Below are 24999 nucleotides of genomic sequence, written 5' to 3'. Positions count from 1 at the left end.
TTATAGCAATGCCGGAATAGATTACCGATGCGCCTTTCCGGCTGGCCGGACGGTGTGAAGTCAAACATATGCCCTTGTCCCATCCGCCCTGCGGCGGGTGGCAGGTGTTGGAGGTCTTATGGAGCGCAGCTCTCTAGCCGTTATTCTCGCAGCGGGCGACAGCACGCGCATGAAATCGTCGAAATCCAAGGTGCTGCATCCGGTCGCCGGGCGTCCGATGATCACGCATGTGGTGCAGGCGGTGGCTGGATCGGGTGTCGGCACGGTGGCGCTTGTCGTCGGGCGCGATGCCGATAATGTCGCTGCGGCCGCGAGCCTGCCGGGCCTTGAGGTCGAAGCCTTCCTTCAGACGGAACGCAAGGGCACCGGTCACGCGGTTCTCGCCGCCCGCGCCGCCATCGAGCGTGGTTTTGACGACCTGATCGTCGCTTATGGCGACGTGCCGCTCATCACTTCCGCAACGCTCGACCGGGCGCGTGAGGCGATTGCGGCCGGTGCCGACGTTGCCGTGATCGGTTTTCACACCGAGCGACCCACGGGTTATGGCCGGCTTCTGGTCGAGAATGGCGAGCTGGTAGCGATCCGTGAGGAAAAGGACGCTACCGACGAAGAGCGCAAGGTGACCTGGTGCAACAGCGGTCTGATGGCGGTCAATGGCCGCAATGCGCTCGATCTGCTCGGCCGGATCGGCAACAGCAATGTGAAGGGCGAATATTATCTGACCGACATCGTCGAGATAGCCCGCTCGCTCGGCCGCCGTGCGGTTGCCATCGATGCGCCGGAAAATGAACTGGTCGGCTGCAACAACCGCGCCGAACTGGCCTTTATCGAAAAGCTCTGGCAGGAGCGCCGCCGCCATGAATTGATGGTGGATGGTGTATCGATGATCGCGCCTGAGACCGTGTTCCTGTCCTTCGACACCAAGATCGGGCAGGATGCACTGATCGAACCGAATGTCGTCTTCGGACCCGGCGTGACAATCGAGCCGGGCGCCGTGATCCATGCCTTCTCGCATCTCGAAGGCGCTCATGTCGCGCAAGGGGCGACGGTCGGTCCCTATGCGCGGCTGCGGCCGGGTGCGAACCTGCATGCCAATGCCAAGGTCGGCAATTTCTGCGAGGTCAAGAAGGCTGAAATCGGCGAAGGCGCCAAGGTCAATCATCTGACCTATATCGGTGATGCCTTCATCGGCGCGGGCAGCAATATCGGTGCTGGCACTATTACCTGCAATTACGATGGTTATAACAAGGCCGAAACGCGGATCGGTGCGAACAGCTTCGTGGGGTCCAACTCTTCGCTGGTTGCGCCGGTGACGATCGGTGAGGGGGCCTATATCGCCTCCGGCAGCGTCATTACCGATGATGTGCCCGCCGATGCGCTGGCTTTCGGGCGCGCGCGCCAGGAGGTCAAGCCGGGCCGTGCAACCATTGTGCGCGAGCGGGCGAAAGCGCTTAAGGAAGCCACGAAAAAATCGTCCTGAGGGACGTTACCGAGCGATACCGAAAGTGACCGGCGGCATAATTGCCGATTTCACGGAAACGGTTAAAGCATTTCCAGCAAAACTGCGCAGCGGTTTTACGTCCGGAAAAGCGTCAGAACAAAAAAGGGGAGTATTTTCGCATTTCAGGGAAAGGCGGAAATACTCTGGAAGTTTCGGCGAAGAGATCGCCGTCTGGAGAAATATATGTGCGGAATTGTCGGAATTGTCGGAACCCAGCCCGTTGCTGAACGGCTTGTCGATGCGCTGAAGCGTCTCGAATATCGCGGTTACGATTCGGCGGGTGTCGCCACCATCGACAATGGCGCGATGGATCGCCGCCGGGCCGAAGGCAAGCTGTTCAATCTGGAAAAGCTGGTTTCGGAAAAGCCGCTGCCGGGCGTGGTCGGTATTGCCCACACCCGCTGGGCGACACATGGCGTGCCGAACGAGACCAATGCCCATCCGCATTTCGTTGAGGGCGTTGCCGTCGTTCACAACGGCATCATCGAGAACTTTGCCGAGCTGCGCGAGGAGCTGACCGCCGAGGGCGCTACCTTCACCACCCAGACCGACACCGAAGTGGTGGCGCAGCTTCTGGCGAAATATACCAGCGAAGGGCTTGGCCATCGCGAAGCGATGCTGAAGATGCTGAACCGCGTTACCGGCGCCTATGCGCTGGTCGTGATGTTCAAGGATGATCCCGACACGCTGCTTTCGGCCCGTTCCGGCCCGCCGCTTGCCGTCGGTTACGGCCGGGGAGAAATGTTCCTGGGGTCGGATGCCATCGCGCTGTCGCCCTTTACCAATGAGATCACCTATCTGGTGGATGGCGACTGCGCCATCATCACTCGGCAAGGTGCGGAAATCATCGATTTCTCCGGCAAACCGGTGAAGCGCGAGCGGCAGATCTCGCAGGCGACGGCCTTTGTGGTTGACAAGGGCAATCATCGCCACTTCATGGAAAAGGAAATCTACGAGCAGCCGGAAGTGATTTCCCATGCGCTCAGCCATTACGTGGATTTCTCCACCAAGACCGTGAAGGATGCCGACAAGGCGATCGATTTCGCCAAGCTTTCCGGCCTTGCCATTTCCGCCTGCGGCACGGCCTATCTCTCCGGCCTGATCGGCAAATACTGGTTCGAGCGTTATGCGCGCCTGCCGGTGGAAATCGATGTCGCCTCGGAGTTCCGTTATCGCGAAATCCCGCTCGTCCCCACGCAGGCGGCGCTGTTCATTTCGCAATCGGGCGAAACCGCCGATACGCTGGCGGCCCTGCGTTATTGCCAGCAGGAAGGCTTGAAGATCGGCGCGGTGGTCAATACCCGCGAATCGACCATGGCCCGTGAATCGGATGCGATCTTTCCGATCCTCGCCGGTCCGGAAATCGGGGTCGCCTCCACCAAGGCCTTCACCTGCCAGCTTGCCGTGCTCGCTTCGCTTGCCGTTGCCGCGGGCAAGGCGCGCGGCACGCTGAAACCGGGTGAGGAAAAGCAACTGGTGCAGCATCTGATCGAGATGCCGCGCATCATGAGCAAGGTGCTGAACATCATCCAGCCGCAGATCGAGGCTTTGTCGCGCGATCTGTCGCGCTTCAAGGATGTGCTTTATCTCGGCCGCGGCACCAGCTTCCCGCTGGCGCTGGAAGGCGCGCTGAAGCTCAAGGAAATTTCCTATATCCACGCCGAAGGTTATGCCGCCGGCGAGCTGAAGCACGGGCCGATCGCGCTGATCGACGAGAACATGCCTGTTATCGTCATTGCGCCTCACGACCGCTTCTTCGAAAAGACCATATCGAACATGCAGGAAGTCGCAGCGCGCGGCGGCCGCATCATCTTCATCACCGATGAGAAGGGGGCCGCAGCCTCCAAGCTCGACACCATGGCGACAATCACGCTGCCCAATGTCGACGAGCTTATAGCGCCGATGGTCTTTTCGCTGCCGATCCAGCTGCTCGCCTATCACACCGCCGTCTTCATGGGCACGGATGTGGACCAGCCGCGTAATCTGGCAAAATCGGTAACGGTGGAATGATAATCCGGCCGGAACGGCAGGGTGACGAGGAAGCGATCGCTCGCGTAACGGAAGATGCCTTCCGTAACGTCGAACACCGCAGCGGGACAGAACAACTGATCGTCGCGCGGCTGCGGGAAGCTGGCGCACTGACGGTTTCACTGGTGGCGGAAGACAGCGAAGGCATCGTCGGCCATGTCGGTTTCTCGCCGGTGACGCTGTCAAGCGGCGAGACCGGCTGGTTCTGCCTCGCGCCGCTCTCCGTCACGCCGGAAAGGCAGGGTGAGGGTGTCGGGTCAAAGCTGGCGCGCGAAGGACTTGCCGCGCTGGAGCGGCTGAGCGCTGCCGGCTGCGTCGTTGTCGGCGATCCCGCATACTACGGCCGCTTCGGTTTTCGTCCCGTCGAGGGCCTGAGTGCCGAGGGGATTCCTGACGAATATTTCACAGTTCTTCGCTTGCATGGCGGAACTCCATCCGGCATTGTCGGTTTTCATCCGGGTTTCGATGGCGACAACGCTTAATTCCGAACGGTAAATGACCGATATTCCAGTCAAAATTTCATTCGCAGCCCGCCTGCGCAACAGCTTCCTCACGGGCGTCCTCATCCTTGCGCCCGTCACCATCACCATGTGGCTGGTGTGGAGTTTCCTGCAATGGGCGGATAGCTGGGTTAAGCCCTATATTCCCGCCCGTTACGATCCCGAGCAATATTTCGATGTAGCAATCCCCGGCTTCGGCCTGCTGATCGCCGTCATCGGCATCACGCTCATCGGTTTTCTCGGCAATAACCTGATCGGCAAGTGGATATTCGGCGTCGGCGAATCCGTTCTCAACCGCATGCCGCTGGTGCGGCCGATCTATAAGAGCATCAAGCAGCTGTTCGAATCCGTGCTGAAAGAGCATTCGAACTCCTTCAAGAAAGTCGGCCTGATCGAATTTCCCTCTTCCGGCACTTGGGCGATGGTGTTCGTATCTTCGGAAGTCAAGGGCGAGCTTGCCCACCGTTTCAACGAGATGGGCCAACAGATGGTCGCCGTCTTCCTGCCGCCGACCCCGGTGCCAACGGCGGGTTTCCTGCTGTTCGTGCCGAAAGACAAGATCGTCATGCTGGACATGACGCCGGAGGACGCGGCGAAGCTGTTGATATCAGGTGGTCTGGTGGCACCTGATTTCACGCCGCCGAAGGTGATTGCGCCGGTTTAGATACTCAGGCCGTATTCGTCATAGAGGAAGTCCCGACTTTGCGCGGCATTCGGTCCGTCATTGGTGTTATGCGCGATGGCGGCCCGTATTTTTTCCAACGCGGCCTTGCGGGACTTCGCATCCGCCACTGTATTGATTTCGTCGCCTGCTTCGGCACGGCGCGCCGGTTCAGTAAACTGGCCTTTTAATTCGGTCACGGATATCGGCATGGCTAGTTCCCGTGTTCAGTCTCTAGCGGAAAAATAGTCCGCCTCATGCGTCATAGCAAGCTACGGTCTAAACCTTGACCAACCAAGGTGGTTCACAAATGATCATAGAGAACCAAGAATGATCGGGACAATGAAAGCATTCACCTTTTAGGGGCGCACTGACAAGGGGCTGACGGCGCGTGAGGCTTACCCCCCTCTGCCCTGCCGGGCATCTCCCCCACAAGGGGGGAGATCGACTCGTGGTCCAGTCTCGCCCATCTCACCGTCCGCGAACGAAGTGACGGCAGCGCCGCTTGCCGATCTCCCTCCTTGTGGGGGAGATGCCCGGCAGGGCAGAGGGGGGTAAGCCTCACGCACCCTCTGGTCAAATCCGAATGGATAACCTCCCGAAAACTCACATCTGGCCAAACTCTCTTCAAGGCTCCCAAATCAATCCTCGTCATCGAGATCGTCCACCTCTGTCCCCGTATTCGTCGCGTGGAAAACCGGAACGAAAAGCCGCATATAGACCAGCCGCACGCTCCAGCCCTGTTCCAGCGCCTCCGCCCATGCCTTCTTGCGGCCGGGCTTCTTGAACGCTTTGCCGATCGCCTTTTTCTCGCTTTTCGCAAATGTCTCGGGCTGCAGGATGTTTTGCGGCGAGCAGAGCGCGTAGCCCTTGCGGAAGGCGGGTGGCGGGCGGCGGGGGTCGATCATGTTCATGGCGGTCACTTTCAGCCGGCGTGCAGGAAGCGGATCGCTTCGTCGCGGCGATGCAGGTAGAGCAGGGTGCGCAGGCTTTCGCCGCGTGGGCCTGTGAGTTCAGGATCGCGCTCTATGACGTAAGCCGCGTCCTTGCGGGCGATTTCAAGAAGGTCAGCATGGGCCTCGAGGCTGGCGATGCGAAAACCCGGTGTGCCGGATTGGCGGGTGCCGAGCAGCTCGCCTTCGCCGCGCAATTTCAGGTCTTCTTCCGCAATCAGGAAGCCGTCTTCGCTGTCGCGCAGGATGGAAAGCCGGGCGCGGCCGTTTTCGCTGAGCGGGCCTTTGTAGAGCAGGATGCAGGTGGAGGCCTCGTCGCCGCGCCCCACGCGACCGCGCAGCTGGTGCAGCTGGGCAAGGCCGAAACGTTCGGCATGTTCGATGACCATGATCGTGGCATCCGGAACGTCCACGCCCACTTCCACCACGGTCGTCGCCACCAGCAGCCGGGTTTCGCCGCTCTTGAAGGCCAGCATAGCGGAATCCTTCTCCGGGCCGCTCATGCGTCCGTGGATCAGGCCAATATTTGCGCCGAGCATCTGCGACAGAACCGCATGGCGCTCTTCCGCCGACATGAGGTCGGATTCCTCCGTTTCCTCCACCAGCGGGCAGATCCAGTAGGCCTTCTTGCCATCCTTCAGCGCCGCACGCAGACGCTCGACAATGTCGCCGATGCGATCAGTGGGGATGGTCACGGTCTGGATGGGTTTGCGGCCGGCCGGTTTTTCGGTGAGCTTGGAGACATCCATGTCTCCGAAAGCGGCCAGGACAAGCGTGCGCGGAATGGGGGTGGCGGTCATGACCAGCATATGCGGCGTGATGCCCTTGGCGGTGAGACGCAGGCGCTGGTGTACGCCGAAACGGTGCTGCTCGTCCACCACGGCCAGCACGAGGTTTTTGTAACTCACGCTGTCCTGAAACAGTGCGTGTGTGCCGATGACGATCTGCGCTTCGCCGGAGGCCACCCGCTCCTCGATCTCACGTCGCTCCTTGCCTTTGGTGCGGCCGGTCAGGACCTCGACGGTGATGCCGGCCGCCTGAGCGAGCTTGGAGATGGTGGCGTAGTGCTGGCGGGCGAGGATTTCGGTTGGCGCCATCAGCACCGCCTGTCCGCCGGCCTCCACCGCTGTCGCCATGGCCATCAGCGCCACCAGTGTCTTACCCGCACCGACATCGCCCTGCAGCAGCCGTAACATACGGTCTTCGCCGGCCATATCGGTCAGAATATCCTTCACCGCCGCGCTCTGGCTTGCCGTCAGCGAGAAGGGCAGTTGAGACAGGATTTTTGCGGCGATATCGCCCTTGGCGCGTATCGGCTGGCCCGCCACCTTGCGCAACCTTTGACGCACCAGCGCCAGTGACAATTGCCCGGCGAGGAATTCGTCATAGGCCAGCCGCCTGCGCGCCGGGGCCTGCGGTTCGATATCAGCGCTATCGCGCGGGTCATGCAGCTCGCGGAAGCTTGAGGCGACATCGCCGAAGCCCTGCCGGGCCTTCAAGGTTTCGTCTATCCATTCCGGAAAGTCGGGCAGCTTCGACAGCCCGCCTTCGATCGCCCGCCGCAGCACTTTACGGGATAGCCCGGCGGTCATGGGGTAAACGGCCTCGACCAGCGGCAGGTTTTCCGCCTCGGAAAGCTTCACCATGAAATCCGGATGCACCATGGAGGCGCGGCCGTTGAACCAGTCCACCTTGCCGCTGACGAGCACTTCTTCGTCGACGGGCAGGGCCTTGGACAGCCAGTCGCCCTTGGCGCGGAAGAAGGTCAGCGCCAGTTCGCCGGTCTCGTCATGCAGGAAAACCCGATAGGGCGCAGAGCGATTGCCTGATGGCGGCGGCTGGTGCCGGTCGACGCGTCCCTGAATGGTGACAATGGCGCCCGGTGCGGCCAGCGCGATGCCAGGGCGGTTGCGGCGGTCGATGACATTCGACGGGGCGTGGAAGAGGAGATCGATGACGCGTGTGTCATCGGCACTTTCCCGGCTCAACAATTTCGCCAGAAGATCGGCGAGCTTCGGCCCCACACCGGCAAGGGTGGAAACCGAAGCAAACAGCGGATCGAGAATGGCCGGGCGCATGGGTCAGCAAAATCGGGGAAGGAGACACGTTATGCAAGACTTCGGCCTCGACAAAGGCGGGTTATCACCGGCAGATTTTCGCTGTCGTGGCATTATTTCGATAAAAACCGGTTCCCAAGCGTTCGCCTCCTGTTCTATAGGAGGTCGCAGTCAACACATTGTTGAATAGTCAACCGAAAGGTGAATGCGATGACTGGACTGGTGCGCACGAGTGCCGACCTCGATCCGAGACGCCGGCGGATACTTTACCGCTGCTGGCACCGCGGCATTCGCGAGATGGACCTCGTTCTCGGGCAATTCGCGGAAGACAACATTGCGCTGCTTTCCGATGACCAGCTCGATGAGCTGGAAGTCATCATGGCGGAAGAGGACAATGATCTCGTCAAGATGGTGACGGGCGCCCTTGCCATCCCGGAAAAATTCCAGACCCCGCTGTTTGAAAAGATCGCCTCCTACCGTCCCGATTTTGATCTCGTCACCGCCGAAACCCTGAAGGCCTGAAACATGATAGCCGGATTCGATGCAAAGCTGGTGTCGTCGGCCGATACGCCGCTGACCATCGGAAACGTACCATCAGGCATGGAAGCCCTTTTGCTCGCCGACATAGTGCGGGCGGGCACGTCGGTGGCCTATGTGATGTCGGACGGCCAGCGGGTCGCCGATCTCGAACAGATACTCGGTTTCGTCGCACCTGACATTCCCGTCATGACGCTGCCGGCCTGGGACTGCCTGCCCTATGACCGCGTGTCACCGAGCGCCGACACCTCGGCGCGGCGGCTTGCGGCGCTCGCCGGCCTCATCAATCATGCGAAAAAGCCGCATCCGGCCATCGTTCTCGTCACCGTCAATGCCATGCTACAAAAGATGGCGCCGCGTGACATCATCGAAAATCTCGGCTTTTCGGCCAAGCCCGGCAACCAGATCCGTATGGAAGAGATTGCCGCGCGGCTGGAGCGCAACGGCTTCGACCGCGTGGCGACAGTGCGCGAGGTGGGTGAATTCGCCGTGCGCGGCGGCATTCTCGATGTCTTCGTGCCGGGAACGGAAGAGCCGGTGCGGCTCGACTTCTTCGGCGATACGCTGGAGAGCATCCGCACCTTCGATCCGGCCAGCCAGCGTACCATCGGCCAGGCGCGCTCGCTCGATTTGAATCCGATGAGCGAAGTGACGCTGACGCCGGATACGATTGGCCGTTTCCGCAAGAATTACCTTTCGCTGTTTGGCGCGGCGACGCGTGACGACGCGTTGTATCAGGCCGTCTCCGAAGGCCGCCGTTATGCCGGCATGGAGCATTGGCTGCCGTTGTTTTACGAGCAGCTGGAAACCGCTTTCGATTATCTCAAGGGTTTCCGCATCGTCACCGATCACACGGCGAAGGAAGCGGCGAAAGAACGCTCCAAGCTGGTTCTCGACTATTACGAGGCGCGGCGGGCGTCCGGCGAGACGAAGGGTTCGACGCAGGGCGCGCCCTACAAGCCGGTATCGCCGGGACAGCTTTATCTTGACGGCAAGAGCTTCGATGCGGCACTTGCCAGCGTCAACGCCGTGCGGCTGACGCCCTTCAACGAACACGATGCTGAAGGCCGTCCGGTTGCGACGCTCGACGCTCATGTCGGGCCGCGCTGGGCGCGCCCGGTGACGGAAGCGGGCGATCAGGAGCGGATCAACGTCTTCGATCTGGCGGTAAAACACATTGCCGAGCGTCGCGCCAAGGGCTGGAAGGTACTGATAACGGGCTGGTCGGAAGGTTCGCTCGACCGGCTGTTGCAGGTGCTGAACGAGCACGGGCTTGAGAAGATCAAGCCGGTGACATCGCTGAAAGAGGTGGAAAAACTCGGCAAGGGTGAGGCCGCTGCGGCGGTGCTGAGCCTTGAAGCGGGTTTCGAAACCGGAACGCTCGCAGTCATCGGCGAGCAGGATATTCTCGGCGACCGTATGGTGCGGCGTTCGAAGCGGCGCAAGCGCGGTGCGGATTTCATTTCCGAAGTGGCGGGGCTGGACGAAGGTTCGCTTGTTGTCCACGCTGAACACGGTATCGGCCGCTTCGTCGGGCTTCAGACAATCGAGGCGGCGGGCGCGCCGCGCGCGTGTCTGGAACTGCACTATGCCGATGACGCCAAGCTGTTTCTGCCCGTCGAAAACATCGATCTTCTCTCGCGTTACGGTTCTGACGCAGCGGAAGCGACGCTCGACAAGCTGGGTGGCGGCGCATGGCAGATGCGCAAGGCCAAGCTCAAGAAGCGCCTGCTGGACATGGCCGACGAGCTTATCCGCATTGCGGCGGCGCGTCTGGTGCGCCACGCGCCGGCGCTCATTGCGCCGGATGGGCTTTATGACGAATTCGCTGCCCGTTTCCCCTATGATGAGACGGAAGACCAGCTGAACGCCATTGAGGCGGTGCGCGATGATCTCGGCGCCGGCCGGCCCATGGACCGGTTGATTTGCGGCGACGTCGGTTTCGGCAAGACAGAAGTGGCGTTGCGCGCCGCGTTCCTCGCCGCCATGAACGGCGTTCAGGTGGCGGTGGTGGTGCCGACCACTTTGCTTTCACGCCAGCATTTCCGCACCTTCTCGGAACGTTTCCGGGGTTTGCCGATCCGGGTGCAGCAGGCTTCGCGCCTCGTCGGCTCCAAGGAATTGACGCTTACGAAAAAGGAAGTGGCTGACGGCAAGACGGATATCGTTGTCGGCACTCATGCGCTGCTCGGTGCGGGCATCAGCTTTGCCAATCTCGGCTTGCTCATCATCGATGAAGAGCAGCATTTCGGCGTGAAACACAAGGAGCGGCTGAAGGAGCTGAAGAGCGACGTACATGTATTGACGCTATCCGCGACGCCCATTCCGCGCACCCTGCAACTGGCCATGACCGGCGTGCGCGAATTGTCGCTCATCACCACGCCGCCGGTGGACCGCATGGCGGTGCGCACCTTCATTTCCCCGTTTGATCCGCTGGTGATCCGCGAGACGCTGATGCGCGAACATTATCGCGGCGGCCAGAGTTTCTACGTCTGCCCGCGGCTAGCCGATCTCGCCGATATTCACGCATTCCTGCAATCGGATGTGCCGGAATTGAAGGTCGCAGTGGCGCATGGCCAGATGGCGGCGGGCGAACTGGAAGACATCATGAACGCCTTCTATGATGGCAAATACGATGTGCTGCTGTCGACCACCATCGTCGAATCCGGTCTTGATGTGCCGACAGCCAATACGCTGATCGTGCACCGTGCCGATATGTTCGGTCTGGCGCAGCTTTACCAGTTGCGCGGCCGCGTCGGCCGGTCGAAGGTGCGTGCCTTCGCGCTGTTCACTTTGCCGGTCAACAAGGTCTTGACGACGATGGCCGAGCGGCGGCTGAAGGTGCTGCAATCGCTCGATACGCTCGGCGCCGGCTTCCAGCTCGCCAGCCACGATCTCGATATTCGCGGGGCGGGCAATCTACTCGGCGAGGAACAGTCCGGCCATATCAAGGAAGTCGGTTTCGAGCTTTACCAGCAGATGCTGGAAGAGGCCGTTGCCGAGGTGAAGGGCGACGAAGAGGTGCGCGACAGCGGCTGGTCGCCGCAAATATCGGTTGGCACCTCTGTGATGATCCCGGAAGACTACGTGCCGGATCTGCATCTGCGCATGGGCCTCTATCGCCGTCTCGGCGAGCTTGCTGACATCAGCGAGATCGACGGTTTTGGTGCAGAAATGATCGACCGTTTCGGCCCGCTGCCAAAAGAGGTCCAGCATCTCCTCAAGATCGTCTACATCAAGTCACTCTGCCGCATCGCCAATGTCGAGAAGGTGGATGCAGGGCCGAAGGGTGTCGTCGTGCAGTTCCGCAACAAGGAATTCCCCAATCCGGCGGCGCTTGTCGGTTACATCGGCAAGCAGGGCTCGATGGCGAAAATCCGGCCTGACCACAGCCTGTTCCTGAACCGCGATCTGCCGACGCCGGAAAAACGGCTGACGGGCGCGGCGATGATCATGACGCAGCTTGCGGAACTGGCGCGGTCGTAGATTTGAGCTTTAGGGGGTTGTCCATTTGGCAACGGACCGAAGGTGGTTGGGGTTTACCCCCCTCTGCCCTGCCGGGCATCTCCCCCTCAAGGGGGGAGATCGATCTGCGGCGAGGTTTCGCCCATCTCAACGTTTGAGGATGACGCGACGAGAGCGCCTCCTGCCGATCTCCCCCCTTGAGGGGGAGATGCCCGGCAGGGCAGAGGGGGGTAAGCCCCGCGCGCCTTCGGCCAAATATCTAATAGCCGAAAACCTACCCCACTCGGCTCAGCGAAAATTACGGCGATGTAACGAAATGGACATCTGCCGGTAGTCTTCGCGGGCGTAGTCTCAGCTTCATACCCGGTGCGGCGGATCAGTGGATGCCGCCGGGTTATGAAGGAGCAGGACGATGTGGAGCAATATCAACAGGTTTGCCACTGCTGGTCTGGTTGCTTTGACAATTGCGGGCACCACAATTGCCACCACCAGCCAGGCGGAAGCGCGCAATAATTTCGGCCGCGGCCTTGCCGCCGGCATTGCCGGCACGATCATCGGCGGAGCGCTTATCGCCGGGGCAAGACATCCCGGTTACGCTTATGGCCCCGCCTATTACGCTCCGGCCTATGGTCCGCCGGCCTATGCTGCGCCCGTCTACGGTCCGCCGGTGGTTTACCAGCCGGTTTATCCACGCTGCCACGTTGCCTGGCGGCAGAATGCCTGGGGCGACATGTATCGGGTCAGGGTTTGTGATTGATCGAATGCCATGCCGGCGACGCGATATGCGTCGCCGGTTCTTCGCATTCTCCAGGCGTCAGCGCCCGTCTTCCGGCGTAATGCCGACGGCCACGTTCTGGTCGGTTGCGGCGATCGAGGCGGGCAGCGGCACTTTTCTCTGCTTCTCGCGGATCAGCGTCAAAAGGCCGGAGCCGACGATGAGGGCGATGCCGAGCAGCATCCATCCGTCGATGCGGTCACCGAAAATCAGATAACCGAACAGAATGGCCCAGAGCATCTGGCTGTATTGCGTCGGGCCGATCATGGCGGCGGGCGCATATTGGGCGGCGTACATGACCAGGACGTTGCCAAGTGCGCCGAGCAGACCATATCCCGCCAGCAGCAGCCATTGCTCACCGCCCGGCATGACGAAGGTCGGCACCATGGCGATGCCGCTGATGGTAAGACAGCCCAGCACGCCGGCCCCATAAAGCGAGACGTTCTTTTCCGATGGACCCATGGCGCGGAAGATGACGATGCTGAGTGCACCGCTGAAACCGCCGATGATGGCGCCGAGATGGCCGATGCCCAGTTCACGGAAGCCCGGCCGCAGGATGACCAGCACGCCGAGGAAACCGATGATGACCGCCGACCAGCGGCGGATGCCCACCTGTTCCTTCAAAAACACCACCGACATGATGGTGACGAAGGAAGGAAGCAGGAAGATCAGCGCGAAGGCTTCGGCCATGGAAAGATGGGTGAAGGCGGTGACGCTGCCGACCGCACCCGTGCCGGCGGCAAAAAAGCGGATAATCCATAAAGGCCGGTTCGTCGTCCTCACCACATCCACCCAGCGATCATTGCGCTTGCGGATGAAGGGCAGGGCGATGAGGCCGAAAAGGGCGCCGAAGAAGGCCGATTCGATCGGCGATATCTGGCCTTCTATGAGTTTAACGCTGGCATCGCTCCAGGCATAGGCAGCGAAGGCGGCAAAGGCGAGCAGAATGCCTTTCAGGGTCTTGTCGGACACGGAAACACCGGCGAAAAATCGAGTTGCTGAAAACCGCCGGTGGTTCGACCGTCAGTTCATCGATCTATGCTCGTCCGCCTTGATTTTTGCAATATCCCGCAGTGCAGCAATCAGGACATCAGGCGTTTGTGCACCGCTTATGGCATATTTCTGATCGAGGATGAAAAACGGCACGCCGGCGACGCCCATCTGCTGCGCGGCGTCTATTTCTGCAACGACGGTGTCCTTGTCGGCATCCGAGGCGAGCAGCCGCTCGACCACTTTCGCATCCATGCCGGCCTTTGCGGCGACGTCAGCCAATACGGCGTGATCGCCGATATTGCGGCCTTCCTCGAAATTGGCCTTGAACAGACCGGTGACGACCTTTTCCTGGATGTCGCGGCCTTCCGAATGGGCCCAGAGCGACAGGCGATGGGCGTCGAGCGTGTTCGGGCCGATCTTGATCGCATCGAAATCATAGTTGATGCCGACTTCCTTGCCGAGCTGCACCAGCGAGGCATGCGCCTGTTCCAGACGCTCCTTGCCGAGCTTTTCTTCGAGAGCAGCTTTCTGGTCGACGCCCTCAGGCGGATATTCCGGGTTGAGGCGATAGGGCCGCCAGTTCACGTCGACGCTGATTTCGTCCTGCACCTCGGCAATGGCGAGATCGAGCCTTGCCTTGCCGAGATAACACCAGGGGCAGACCATATCCGATACCACGTCGATGACGATGCGTTCCATGGCTTCCATTCCTTATATTGGACCGAGCGGCGGCAGGTTATTGCGCCCGCGCATCCCACCAGGTCTGTTTCTGATTGCCCGATATCGGTGTCATATCCGGGCGGTCGATATATTTCCAGCGCGCCACCCATTGGGCTCCAATGTAATAGAGCGGAATGATGTAATGGCCGGCCACAAGCAGACGGTCATAAGCGCGCACCGCAGCCTGAAAATCTTCCGTTGAGCGTGCCTGCAGCAGCGCCTCGATCATCCGGTCAATATCTGGATTGGCCGCACCCGCATAGTTGAAGCTGCCCTGCGCATCGCGGGAGAGCGAATTCCAACGGTTGAGCTGCTCCATGCCCGGCGAAAGCGAGGAGGGCAGCGAGCGGATGGTCATGTCGTAATCAAAGCTGTTCGAGCGGGCCTGATATTGCCCGTCATCCACCGAGCGGATGCCCATGGCGACGCCGATCAGGTTGAGCGAGCGCTGATAGGCAAGCGCGATGCGCTCCTGCGCCGGGTTCTGGGTCATGATCTCGAAGGCGAGTTGACGGCCGCTGGCGTCGGACATCCTGCCATTCTTGATGCTGTATCCAGCCTCCTTCAGCTTGTCGACGGCCATTTTCAGAACCTTGCGGTCCGCGCCCGTGCCATCGGTCGTCGGCATGGCATAGGTGCCTGCCAGCAATTCCGGGGGCATGGTTTTCGCGGCGTCACCGAGCAGCGCAAGCTCGCGCGCATCTGCGGCGTTGCCATAGGCGCCGAGCGGGGAGTTCTGCCAATAGCTCTGGGTGCGCTTGAAGGAGCCGCCGAGGATGTTCCTGTTCAGCCATTCGAAATCGAGCGCATAGGACAGGCCTTCGCGCACTTTTTCATCGGCGAAGACGGCGCGGCGGGTGTTGAAGACCAGGCCGAACATGCCCGTCGGCAGGCGCGGCTGGAAGACGTCCTTGACGATATCGCCGCGATGGACGGCCGGGAAATTGTAAGCCTGTCCCCAATGGGAGGTATCGGAGGTGCCGTTGATGGCGTCACCTTCGGGATAGATGTCGATATCGCCCTTCTTGAAGGCCTCGAACATGGTGGTGACCTGAAGGAAATAGGTCACGCTGATCTCGTCGTAATTGTCGAAGCCGACCTTGCCGGGAATGTCCTTGCCCCAATAATCCGGATTGCGTTCCCATATGATTCGCTCGCCCGGCCGCAGGGTCTTGATTCGGTATGGACCGGAGCCGACAACCGGCCCAAGCCCGGCCTGCTCGAATTTTTCCGGATCGATCGCATGTTTCGGCAGGATCGGTGTGGAGGAGGCGAGAATGAGTGGCGTTTCGCGGTTCGCCTTGTCATTGAAGGTGAAACGCACGCCACGATCACCGACCTTTTCCATTTTCGTCACGCCGTCCAGACGGCTGTTGAAGGGCGGGCGGCCTTTCTCCTTCAGAAGGTTGAAGGTGAAGATCACATCATCAGGCGTCACCGGCTGTCCGTCAGACCATTTTGCCCTGGGATTGATGTTGAACTGGATGAAGCTGCGCTCATCGTCCCACTCCACGGTTTCCGCCAGCAGGCCGTAGAGGCTGAAAGGCTCGTCACTGGAGCGCAGCATCAGCGATTCATAGAGAAGATTGCCGAATTCCGGGTCCCAGACGCCGCGTGCGGTGGTGCGCATTCCCTTGAGAACGAAGGGATTGAGGCTGTCGAAGGTGCCGACGACGCCATAGGACATGCGGCCGCCCTTCTTCACGTCGGGATTGACATAAGGGAAGTGGCGGAAGTCTGCGGGAAGCTCCGGCGTGCCATGCATGGAGATGCCGTGCAGCGGTTGCGCCAGGGCGGTCCCGGCGGGAAGCAGGGATGATCCCAAAAGGAACAATGCGGGGAGGAGGGCCGCAAGGTTGCGCATGTCACTATCCTGTCTAACTGTCCGTCCGGTTTGCGTCACAACCGGTTTATCGTCATGATTCTGGCAGATATGTAGCATACGGACATTGCATGACCCATGCGAGGGCGGGAAATCTTGGGTCCGCTCAAGAAAAAGTTAAAGAAGTGCTGGATATCGCCGCGAACGGCATGTAACAGGGTGGCCGGAAGAGACGGGTCACGCATTTGCCTCATTTAAACGACAGTTGAACGGGCAGAAGGATACCGCCATCGACGAACAGGACCTTGAGAGGTTCTGTTCTGGCAGACATTCAGGAGACGGAACTCTTATGATGCAAAAGGCAAACACATTCACCCGGACGGCTCTGTCCGCTCTGGTCCTTTCTCTCGGCGCAGTGTCCGCTCCGGCCATCTCGCAGGCACAGGATGCTGCTCCCGCCGCTCAGGGCGCTGGCGCCCCGCCGCTCGGCTGGTTCAAGACCTGCTCCAAGCAGGAAGACAACGATGTCTGCGTCGTGCAGAACGTGGTTCTCGCCCAGAACGGCCAGATGATCACCGCTGTCGGCCTCATCACCGTTGAAGGCAAGGTCAACCGCAAGCTGCTGCAGGTTTCCGTTCCGACCGCGCGTCTCATTCCTCCTGGTGTGATGATGCAGATCGATGGCGGCAAGGGCCAGAAGCTCGATTACGCCGTTTGCCTTCCCGACAAGTGCACGGCCGAAGTTCCGCTGACGGACGCCATGATCGCTTCGCTGAAGAAGGGTAGCGAGGTGGTCTTCACCTCCATCAACTTCCGCCGCGCGCCGAACCCCATCAAGATCGCGCTTTCCGGTTTCACCGGCGCCTATGACGGTGCGGCCATCACCCAGTCGCAGCTGGCCGAAAGCCAGCGCAGCCTGCAGGAAGGCATGCAGAAGAAGGCTGAAGAGGCACGCAAGAAGCTGGAAGCCGCTCAGGACGCCGCCAAGGGCGCGCCGAAGCCCTGATCGCTGCGAAGCATCAAGAATGACAAAACCGGTCTGGTGACAGACCGGTTTTTTTATGCCGTTTTTATGTCCCTGGGAGGGTGGGGAGAATGGTTGGCGGGCCTCAATGCGCCGTCGATATCTTCGGACGCCATTCCCCGTTCGGCGCCTTGTCGAAGATGCGGCCGATGTTGGGGTTTCTCAGCGGCGTCTCGTTTTCGTCGTGCACGAGGTTCTGTTCGGAAACATAGGCGACATATTCCGTCTCCTCGTTTTCGGCCAGCAGATGATAGAAGGGCTGGTCGCGATCCGGCCTGATTTCCGCGGGGATGGCGTTCCACCATTCCTCGGTATTGGCATATTCCGGGTCCACGTCGATAACCACGCCGCGGAACGGAAACACCTTGTGGCGGACGATCTCGCCAAGCGTGAATTTTGCGTCTCTTTGTTTCATGGCATGAACTTCCTTTCCCAATATTAGTTGGGGTCGGAATGCGAAATATCAAGACCTAGCGATGCTGGCGGCGGTCTACCGCAAAGCTCAGCGCTTTCTGCCAATCGGCGCGGTGGCGAGGATGACGCCGCCGGTGACCATCACGATACCGATGGCGTGGTAGGTCTCGAAGGTTTCTCCGAGGAACAGGGTGGCCATGAGGATCGAGACCGGCGGCATCATGTACAGCGTGATGCCGGCCGTGGCTGGGCCGAAAACGCGCACCGTATGGGTGAAGCAATAAAAGGCCAGAAGCGAGGCGAAGAGGATGATGCCGCCGATCTTCGCCCAGGCCGCACCGGTGGCGGGCAGCATGCCTCCTTGCGCCAGTTCCAATGCGGCCGGCGGCAGAAGCACCAGCGCGCCGGAAAATGCGATCAGGCCGAAAAGGCTGAAGGATGCCATCTGCCGTGCCGCGGGATCGCGCAGCAGCAGCGAATAGATGGCAAAGGCGATCGCCGCCGTCAGAATCGCGAAATCACCGATGTTGAAATTCATATGCCGGAGAGCGGAGATATCGCCCTTGAGCACGATGGCCGCGACACCGGCAAAGGCGATGACCATGCCCGCCACTTCAAGCTTTCGGATCGGCCGACCCTGAAAGATGCGCTGGAACAGGATAATGAACAGCGACGAGGTGGTGTAGATCAGCGTGCCGTTGGCGGCCGTCGTCATGGTCAGGCCCCAATAGACCACGCCGCCGCAGATGCCCATGCCGAGAATGCCGAGTACGAGCCAGAGCAGCGTTTTCCGCCGCAGGAAGGCAAGACAGTTGCGCCAGTCGGCAATCATGAAGGGTGCGATGATGAGGGCCGAGCCCATCCAGCGGATGAAGGCGGTGATGAAGGGCGAGACTTCGCCGACGACGCCCCGGCCGAAAACGACATTGCTGGAGAAAAAGAGCGGCACCGCCAGAAAGATGAGCCAGTCCATAGGGCGCGTTTGCTGAGAGGCTGGCTTGTTCGACATCGTTCGCGATATGGCTGGGCTTCAAAAGAAAACGGCGGCCTCCGGAGAGGCCGCCAGACTGGAGTGGACACCTTGCAGAGCGTCCGGATTACGACTTAGGCCGAGTAGTACATGTCGAATTCGACCGGATGCGGGGTCATTTCGAAACGCATGACTTCCTGCATCTTCAGCTCGATGAAGGAGTCGATCTGATCGTCGTCGAACACGCCGCCGGCGGTCAGGAACTTGCGGTCCTTGTCGAGGCTTTCCAGCGCTTCGCGCAACGAGCCGCAGACGGTCGGGATCTTCTTCAGTTCCTTCGCAGGAAGGTCGTAAAGGTCCTTGTCCATCGGCTTGCCGGGGTGGATCTTGTTCTTGATGCCGTCAAGGCCGGCCATCAGCATGGCCGCAAAACCGAGATAGGGGTTCTGGGTCGGGTCCGGGAAGCGGACTTCGACGCGCTTTGCCTTCGGGTTGGAGCCGAAGGGAATACGGCACGATGCGGAGCGGTTGCGCGCGGAATAGGCGAGCAGAACCGGCGCTTCATAACCCGGCACCAGACGCTTGTAGGAGTTGGTGGTGGGGTTGGTGAAGGCGTTGATTGCCTTGGCGTGCTTGATGATGCCGCCGATGTAGTAGAGGCAATTTTCAGACAGGCCGGCATATTCGTCGCCCGCGAAGGTCGGCTTGCCGCCCTTCCAGATCGACTGGTGCACGTGCATGCCCGAGCCGTTATCGCCGAAGATCGGCTTCGGCATGAAGGTTGCCGTCTTGCCATAGGCATTGGCGACCTGGTGCACGACGTACTTGTAGATCTGCATCTTGTCGGCGCTGGAAACCAGCGTGTCGAACTTCACGCCCAGCTCGTGCTGTGCGGCAGCCACTTCGTGGTGATGCTTTTCGACGACGACACCCATTTCGGCCAGAACCGTCAGCATTTCGGAGCGCATGTCCTGCAGGCTGTCGATCGGCGGGACCGGGAAGTAGCCGCCCTTGACGCGCGGACGGTGGCCGAGGTTGCCGGTCTCGTAGTCCGTGTCGTCGTTGGACGGCAGTTCGGACGAATCCAGCTTGAAGCCGGTGTTGTAGGGGTCTGCCTTGTACTTCACGTCGTCGAAGACGAAGAATTCCGGCTCGGGGCCGACGAAGACGGTATCGCCGATACCGGAGGCCTTGAGGTAGGCTTCAGCCTTCTTGGCAGTGCCGCGCGGGTCGCGGTTATAGGCTTCGCCCGAGACCGGGTCGAGAATGTCGCAAAGGACGACCAGGGTGGACTGGGCGAAGAACGGGTCGATGTGGGCGGTGGCCGGATCGGGCATCAGCACCATGTCGGACTCGTTGATGGCCTTCCAGCCGGCGATCGAGGAGCCGTCGAACATAACGCCATCGGCGAACATGTCTTCGTCCACACAGACAACATCCATGGTGACGTGCTGCAGCTTGCCCTTGGGGTCGGTAAAGCGCAGGTCCACGAACTTGATGTCGTTATCCTTGATCTGCTTCAAGATATCGTTTGCGGTCGTCATTTAAACATTTTCCTTGAGTGTGATGATGACGAGGTGAAAACCCAAGCCTCCCCGGCTCGGGATGCTTTTAATTATATGGCGTCCACGCCTGTTTCACCGGTACGGATGCGGATGACTTCCTCGACATTGGAAACGAAAATCTTTCCGTCGCCGATACGTCCGGTCTGGGCCGCATTGCGGATTGCCTCTATGACGGCTTCCGCATTTTCGTCCGCCAATACGACTTCGACTTTTACTTTCGGCAGAAAATCCACGACGTACTCTGCTCCGCGGTAGAGTTCCGTGTGGCCCTTCTGACGACCAAAGCCTTTTGCTTCCGTGACCGTGATGCCCTGAAGTCCGACTTCCTGAAGGGCTTCCTTCACTTCATCGAGCTTAAAGGGCTTAATGATCGCTTCGATCTTTTTCATGAGAAAATATCTCTCCGCTTCTCCCGTTAAAGCAGGTAATTCCCGCTCTGCCACAAGAATGCACGTATTGTGCCAGATCGGAAGCGGTCGGGAAGAAAAAACTTCGCTGACACGGCTTTCCGACACAAAATGCATTCGGTTTTGGCGGTTTTCCAGCCAATTTCTCGCTAAACCCCGAAAAATTCCTCGGCAATTCTGCTATTTTGTATTGTTTTAGTAATTTTGAATATTTGAGAATGGTGAGACGCTTAAAGATTGATATGTTTATATTTTGTGCAAATGGCTAGATTTTATTCAGGCATATCTGCTTATTTTTGTATCGATTGCCTTTCCGGCGTTTTGAAGGGATGATCGGGGCATGACATCCCTCTCTCAGCTTTCCCTTTTTGACCCTGCGGCGATGGCCCGCATCGATGCGGCGGCCGGGCAATCCGGCATTCCGCTTTATGATCTGATGGAGCGGGCAGGGCAGGCGGTCGCCGCTTCTGCGCTGCGACACTATCCACAGGCGCTGCGTTTCGTCGTGCTGTGCGGTGGCGGCAATAATGGCGGTGATGGTTACGTGGCGGCGCGGGCGCTTGTGCAAAGCGGGGCGGCGGTTGCGGTTCATCATCTCGGCGATGCCGGCACGCTCAGGGGCGATGCGCGGGTGGCGTTCGAACGGAGCGGGGTAACGCCGCTGCCGCTTGGCGATTATGCACCTCTTGCCGGCGACGTGGTGATCGATGCTGTTTTCGGGGCCGGACTGTCCCGCGACGTGCCGCAGGAACTTGCCCGGATAATCGAGGCGGTGACGAAGCTGGCCGTTCCTGTGCTTGCCGTCGATCTGCCCTCGGGCCTTTGTGGCCGGCGGGGCGTGCCGCTCGGCGCGTCGTTCCGGGCTGAGCGGACGGTAACCTTCATGGCGTGTAAGCCCGGCCATCTATTGATGCCGGGGCGGGAGCTTTGCGGGGCGCTCGAAGTGTTCGATATCGGCATTCCCTCCCGCATCCTTGCCGATCACGCAGGCTCGGTTGCGGAAAACCATCCGCTTGTCTGGCGTGACGCCTTGCCGGCCAGCGATCTCGAGACGCATAAGTTCCGTCGTGGGCATCTCACGGTCTTTTCCGGCCCGGCCCATGCGACCGGGGCAAGCCGCATGACGGCGCTTGCGGCGCTGAAGGCAGGGGCGGGCATCGTCACCGTCGCGGCGCCAAAGCAGGCGCTGGACGTGCTTTCCGTGACGCTGACGGCCGTGATGAATGCGCCGATGGACAATGCCGATGATCTGCGGCTCTGGCTGGACGACCGGCGTCACGGCACCTTCGTTCTCGGCCCGGGTTTTGGTGATCTCGAAAAGGCGCGAGAATTCGTGTCCCTGATTGGAGACAGGGCGGTTGTGCTGGATGCCGATGCGATCACCGCTTTCAAGGATCATACGGCAACCCTGTTCCAGCGCATCACATCCGGCACGGGCAAATTCGTGCTGACACCGCATGAGGGTGAGTTTGCCCGGTTGTTTCCCGATCTTGCTGCCGACATCACGCTCAGCAAGATCGAGAAGGCACAGGCCGCTTCGGCCCGCAGCGGCGCGGCGCTGGTCTATAAGGGTGCGGATACCGTGATCGCCGCACCTGATGGCCGGGCGCTGGTCAACACCAATGCGCCGGCAAGCCTTGCGACGGCTGGATCAGGCGATGTACTGGCCGGTATCATAGGCGCGCTGCTGGCACAGGGCACACCCGCTTTCGAAGCGGCTGCGGCCGGTGTGTGGCTGCATGGTGAGGCGGGCCACAGGGCAGGTGACGGCATGACGGCGGAGGACCTTGCCCATGCGGTTCGACCATTCGCGTGACGGTGGGTTTTTTCGAGGCTGAAAGGCCTCAGCTTTCAAAGCCGCGCATCAATGCGCGGCCTTGCCAGCCTGACTCGCCATCGCCATCCGCGATGCACTGATCAAGAGCTTGCGTTCGGCGCGCTCCTGCTGCGGCGTGCGATTGTAGATTTCGCGATAGCACTTCGAAAAATGCGAGGCCGAGACGAAACCGCAGGCGACGGCGACTTCGACCACCGGCATGGCCGATTGCACGAGCAGATGGCGCGCGCGGTCGAGGCGGATTTCCAGATAATAGCGGGCGGGGGATCGGCCCATTTCCTGCCGGAAAAGACGCTCGACTTGTCGCCGCGAGAGATCGGCCGCGTCGGCTATATCGAGCAGCGACAGCGGTTCGGCGAGATTGCCTTCCATCAGCTCGATGATCGACAGGACCTTGCTGTTCTGCACGCCGAGGCGGGCGCGCAGCGGCAGGCGCTGGCGGTCGTTCGGGCTGCGGACCCGGTCGGTCAATTGCTGTTCGCAGACGCGGTTGACGAGGTTTTCACCGAAATCCTGGCCGATCAGGCTTAGCATCATGTCCAGCGAGGCCGTGCCGCCGGCGCAGGTGTAGATGTTGCTATCGACTTCGAAGAGGTCGGCATAAACTTCCACCTGTGGGAAGGCTTCGGAGAAGCCCGGCAGGTTTTCCCAGTGGATTGCACAGCGTTTGCCGTTCAGCAGGCCCGCCTGCGCGAGGATATGGGCGGCGGTACAGAGGCTGCCAATGGCGATGCCACGATTATAGGCTTCGCGCAGCCAGGCATTGACTGACTTGTTGATGTGTTGATCCACATCGATGCCCGAACAGATGATCGCCATTTCTGCGCGGTTTTCGCCGTTCACATACCGTCGCTCGTCGGCGAGACAGGTATCGACCTCGAGACAGATGCCGCTTGACGACATGACCTTCTCGCCATCGAGCGAGGCGATGCGCCACTCATAGGCCTGATAACCCAGCATTCGGTTGGCGATGCGAAGCGTTTCAACCGCTGCGGCGAATGGCAGCATTGTAAATTGCGGAATGAGAAAAAAGACGATTGAGCGTTTCTTCTGGGAGTTTCTGCTCATTTGCCCGTGCTCCGTTGCGAATACGCAATTCCTCCCTTGGAATTGGTCTTCTGGATGTCCTGATTACGACATCTTTAACGAAAAATACGCCTCGGAATCGGAGCTGTCAAAAAATAGCTTTTGAAATATGCAAATTTTGCGACAAGCCTTTAAAACGGGCGGTGTGTCGCATGCAAAACAGGCAGGTGTATTTGCGCCTTTCGTCATGTAAGTCAAGGTCGGCAGCAATGGCTCGCAACACATGCACTGGTTGCGAGCCGTCGGTCGGCCATCATTTGCGGACGGCGCGTACGCGCGTGGTGTCGGCTGTGGGCCATCCGATATCCTTCAATGTTTCAGGCGGCAGTCCCTCCAGGGTACGAAGCATCCTGTCACGGCGCCATTCCGCGTAACGGGCGGAAACGTGGCTGGAGAGGCGGTCAAGCCAGCCGCGGGGCGACGGGCGGTGTGTAGAGCGGTCTGCGACCGGCAGATAATGTATCATGGTCATGTCTTGATCCTTTCGTGAACCACGATCCTGTTTACGACTTTGGTATGTGCTCGCCCTTCTCATCAGACAAGCGAATGAATCTTATGTCATTCATCAACATCGGGAATGAATCGATGGCAGCGACCATAAGAGCGTTTCAGTCCCTTCCATGCCGTTGCCTCATTTCCCACAGGGCTCATCCACCCCGTTTATCGATGTCCGGATCGTGCGCGCTTGTTGACATTCAATCAAACGAAATGATATCCATCTATAAATCAAAATATTTGAAGGTGCGTGCCATGACCGTGACTTTCCGCCAACCGCTGCCGTTGCTGGATAACGACATATTGAGAACCTTCGTCGCCATTGCCGAAACGGGGAATTTCTCCACCGCCGCGGAAGTGGTGTTCAGAACGCCTTCGGCCGTTTCCATGCAGATCAAGAAGCTGGAGGAGCAGTTGAAGACGACGCTTTTTCTGCGCGATGCCCGCTCGGTGACGTTGACGGCGCATGGCGAGACGCTTCTGACCTATGCGCGGCGCATGATCGCGCTCTCAAACGAGGCGGTGTCACGTTTCGTCATGCCGGAACTCTCCGGCGTCGTGCGGCTCGGCGCGCCTGAGGATATTGGCGAGCGCGGTCTGCTGCCCGGCATTCTCAAGCGTTTTGCCGATGTTTTCCCCGGCATCATGATCGATGTCACCATCGATTCCAGTTCAAACCTCTACAAGCGCATGGATGAGCAGCGGCTTGACCTCGCCCTGGTCAACTGTGCCTCCCATCCACTGCGGGATACGGGCGAGGTGCTGATGCGCGAGCGTCTCGTCTGGGCGGGCGCCAAATGCGGCACGGCCTATCTGCGTGATCCGCTGCCGATCTCGATCTGGGAAGAGGGCTGCATCTGGCGCTCGGAGGCGATCGTTTCGCTGGAAAAGCGCGGGCGCAATTTCCGGGTCGCCTATCTCAGCGGTCATACCATGGCACAGCGCGCGGCGATTGCCGCCGATCTCGCCATCGCGCCGCTGCCGCGTTCCTATGTGCAGAATGACATGGTGATTCTGGGCGAAAAGGAGGGGCTGCCGGAGTTGGGCTCGTTCGATATTCGCCTGATCATGGGCAACAAGGCGTCGCGCCCTGTTCTTGCTGTGGCCGAGAGCATCCGCAATGCCTTTGTCGAGGTCGCCAAGGCGGCTTAAGTCTGAGGGCTGCGCGACGGCGTCGTCCGTCGCGCCC

22 protein-coding genes are annotated in these 24999 nt (G+C 60.1%); 10 read left to right on the top strand and 12 right to left on the bottom strand.

Going from position 1 to position 24999, the window contains the following annotated elements; all coding sequences use genetic code 11:
* Positions 1–118 precede the first annotated feature (118 nt).
* The 4 genes from glmU to CFBP5499_RS08035 all read left to right on the top strand — a co-directional run bounded on the left by glmU (position 119) and on the right by CFBP5499_RS08035 (position 4693).
* A complete protein-coding gene (gene glmU, locus CFBP5499_RS08055) occupies positions 119–1480 on the top strand; it encodes a bifunctional UDP-N-acetylglucosamine diphosphorylase/glucosamine-1-phosphate N-acetyltransferase GlmU (protein ID WP_137066266.1) in 1362 nt (453 codons plus the stop codon).
* A 204-nt stretch (positions 1481–1684) separates the two neighbouring features.
* Positions 1685–3511 (top strand): glutamine--fructose-6-phosphate transaminase (isomerizing), encoded by a 1827-nt coding sequence (gene glmS, locus CFBP5499_RS08045; protein ID WP_080824910.1) that lies wholly within the window; start codon positions 1685–1687, stop codon positions 3509–3511.
* Positions 3508–4011 carry a GNAT family N-acetyltransferase gene (locus tag CFBP5499_RS08040; protein WP_080824911.1) on the top strand — a complete coding sequence of 168 codons (504 nt, stop codon included), beginning with the start codon at positions 3508–3510 and terminating at the stop codon, positions 4009–4011. The genes glmS and CFBP5499_RS08040 overlap by 4 nt, the downstream gene beginning before the upstream one ends.
* Positions 4012–4024: 13 nt before the next feature.
* A complete protein-coding gene (locus CFBP5499_RS08035; protein WP_080824912.1) occupies positions 4025–4693 on the top strand; it encodes a DUF502 domain-containing protein in 669 nt (222 codons plus the stop codon).
* Here CFBP5499_RS08035 and CFBP5499_RS08030 read toward each other — a convergent pair.
* From CFBP5499_RS08030 to recG, 3 genes are all read right to left on the bottom strand, one after another.
* On the bottom strand, positions 4690–4902 hold the full coding sequence (locus CFBP5499_RS08030; protein WP_080824913.1) for a prevent-host-death protein: 213 nt from the start codon (positions 4900–4902) through the stop codon (positions 4690–4692). The two genes, CFBP5499_RS08035 and CFBP5499_RS08030, sit on opposite strands and share 4 nt — an antisense overlap.
* Before the next feature lie 429 nt (positions 4903–5331).
* Positions 5332–5604: a hypothetical protein gene (locus CFBP5499_RS08020; protein WP_080824914.1), complete on the bottom strand. Its 273-nt coding sequence runs from the start codon at positions 5602–5604 to the stop codon at positions 5332–5334.
* An 11-nt stretch (positions 5605–5615) separates the two neighbouring features.
* The gene (recG, locus tag CFBP5499_RS08015; RefSeq protein ID WP_080824915.1) at positions 5616–7721 is read right to left on the bottom strand and encodes an ATP-dependent DNA helicase RecG; all 2106 of its coding nucleotides are present in this window, start codon (positions 7719–7721) and stop codon (positions 5616–5618) included.
* A 189-nt stretch (positions 7722–7910) separates the two neighbouring features.
* Between recG and CFBP5499_RS08010 the strand changes: the two genes are divergently transcribed.
* From CFBP5499_RS08010 to CFBP5499_RS07995, 3 genes are all read left to right on the top strand, one after another.
* Positions 7911–8222: a succinate dehydrogenase assembly factor 2 gene (locus CFBP5499_RS08010; protein ID WP_080824916.1), complete on the top strand. Its 312-nt coding sequence runs from the start codon at positions 7911–7913 to the stop codon at positions 8220–8222.
* A gap of 3 nt (positions 8223–8225) precedes the next feature.
* Positions 8226–11723, top strand: a complete 3498-nt coding sequence (gene mfd, locus CFBP5499_RS08005; protein WP_080824917.1) for a transcription-repair coupling factor — start codon at positions 8226–8228, stop codon at positions 11721–11723.
* 391 nt (positions 11724–12114) lie between these two features.
* Positions 12115–12459 carry a hypothetical protein gene (locus tag CFBP5499_RS07995; RefSeq protein WP_080824918.1) on the top strand — a complete coding sequence of 115 codons (345 nt, stop codon included), beginning with the start codon at positions 12115–12117 and terminating at the stop codon, positions 12457–12459.
* Between the two features lie 57 nt (positions 12460–12516).
* Here CFBP5499_RS07995 and CFBP5499_RS07990 read toward each other — a convergent pair whose 3' ends face one another.
* Genes CFBP5499_RS07990 through CFBP5499_RS07980 form a run of 3 tightly spaced genes read right to left on the bottom strand, consistent with a single transcriptional unit; the run spans position 12517 to position 16054 of the window.
* Positions 12517–13449, bottom strand: coding sequence for a DMT family transporter (locus CFBP5499_RS07990; protein WP_080824919.1), 933 nt, complete (start codon positions 13447–13449; stop codon positions 12517–12519).
* Between the two features lie 51 nt (positions 13450–13500).
* Positions 13501–14169 carry a DsbA family oxidoreductase gene (locus CFBP5499_RS07985; protein WP_080827299.1) on the bottom strand — a complete coding sequence of 223 codons (669 nt, stop codon included), beginning with the start codon at positions 14167–14169 and terminating at the stop codon, positions 13501–13503.
* 37 nt (positions 14170–14206) lie between these two features.
* Positions 14207–16054: an extracellular solute-binding protein gene (locus tag CFBP5499_RS07980; RefSeq protein WP_080824920.1), complete on the bottom strand. Its 1848-nt coding sequence runs from the start codon at positions 16052–16054 to the stop codon at positions 14207–14209.
* A 307-nt stretch (positions 16055–16361) separates the two neighbouring features.
* Here CFBP5499_RS07980 and CFBP5499_RS07975 point away from each other — a divergent pair, with 307 nt between their 5' ends.
* Positions 16362–17018, top strand: a complete 657-nt coding sequence (locus CFBP5499_RS07975) for an invasion associated locus B family protein (RefSeq protein ID WP_080824921.1) — start codon at positions 16362–16364, stop codon at positions 17016–17018.
* Between the two features lie 103 nt (positions 17019–17121).
* Here the strand turns inward: CFBP5499_RS07975 and hspQ are convergent, their stop codons facing one another.
* The 4 genes from hspQ to CFBP5499_RS07955 all read right to left on the bottom strand — a co-directional run bounded on the left by hspQ (position 17122) and on the right by CFBP5499_RS07955 (position 20374).
* Positions 17122–17451, bottom strand: coding sequence for a heat shock protein HspQ (gene hspQ / locus CFBP5499_RS07970; RefSeq protein ID WP_080824922.1), 330 nt, complete (start codon positions 17449–17451; stop codon positions 17122–17124).
* A gap of 87 nt (positions 17452–17538) precedes the next feature.
* Complete coding sequence (locus CFBP5499_RS07965; RefSeq protein ID WP_080824923.1) at positions 17539–18459, bottom strand: DMT family transporter; 921 nt, start codon at positions 18457–18459, stop codon at positions 17539–17541.
* Positions 18460–18554: 95 nt separating this feature from the next.
* Positions 18555–19964 (bottom strand): type I glutamate--ammonia ligase, encoded by a 1410-nt coding sequence (glnA, locus tag CFBP5499_RS07960; protein WP_003508040.1) that lies wholly within the window; start codon positions 19962–19964, stop codon positions 18555–18557.
* A 71-nt stretch (positions 19965–20035) separates the two neighbouring features.
* A complete protein-coding gene (locus CFBP5499_RS07955; RefSeq protein ID WP_003515720.1) occupies positions 20036–20374 on the bottom strand; it encodes a P-II family nitrogen regulator in 339 nt (112 codons plus the stop codon).
* Between the two features lie 358 nt (positions 20375–20732).
* Between CFBP5499_RS07955 and CFBP5499_RS07950 the strand changes: the two genes are divergently transcribed.
* Positions 20733–22208, top strand: coding sequence for an NAD(P)H-hydrate dehydratase (locus tag CFBP5499_RS07950; RefSeq protein WP_080824924.1), 1476 nt, complete (start codon positions 20733–20735; stop codon positions 22206–22208).
* A gap of 48 nt (positions 22209–22256) precedes the next feature.
* Here the strand turns inward: CFBP5499_RS07950 and CFBP5499_RS07945 are convergent, their stop codons facing one another.
* Complete coding sequence (locus tag CFBP5499_RS07945) at positions 22257–23297, bottom strand: GlxA family transcriptional regulator (RefSeq protein WP_080824925.1); 1041 nt, start codon at positions 23295–23297, stop codon at positions 22257–22259.
* A gap of 271 nt (positions 23298–23568) precedes the next feature.
* Positions 23569–23787 (bottom strand): hypothetical protein, encoded by a 219-nt coding sequence (locus tag CFBP5499_RS07940; RefSeq protein WP_080824926.1) that lies wholly within the window; start codon positions 23785–23787, stop codon positions 23569–23571.
* 236 nt (positions 23788–24023) lie between these two features.
* On the opposite strand from CFBP5499_RS07940, the gene CFBP5499_RS07935 reads away from it, so the two are divergent.
* Positions 24024–24962 (top strand): LysR family transcriptional regulator, encoded by a 939-nt coding sequence (locus CFBP5499_RS07935; RefSeq protein WP_173987064.1) that lies wholly within the window; start codon positions 24024–24026, stop codon positions 24960–24962.
* The last annotated feature ends 37 nt before the right edge of the window (positions 24963–24999 follow it).

The sequence above is a fragment of the Agrobacterium tumefaciens genome (genome assembly GCF_005221325.1).
Classification (GTDB): Bacteria; Pseudomonadota; Alphaproteobacteria; order Rhizobiales; family Rhizobiaceae; genus Agrobacterium.
This window is presented reverse-complemented; position numbering and strand designations above follow the sequence as displayed.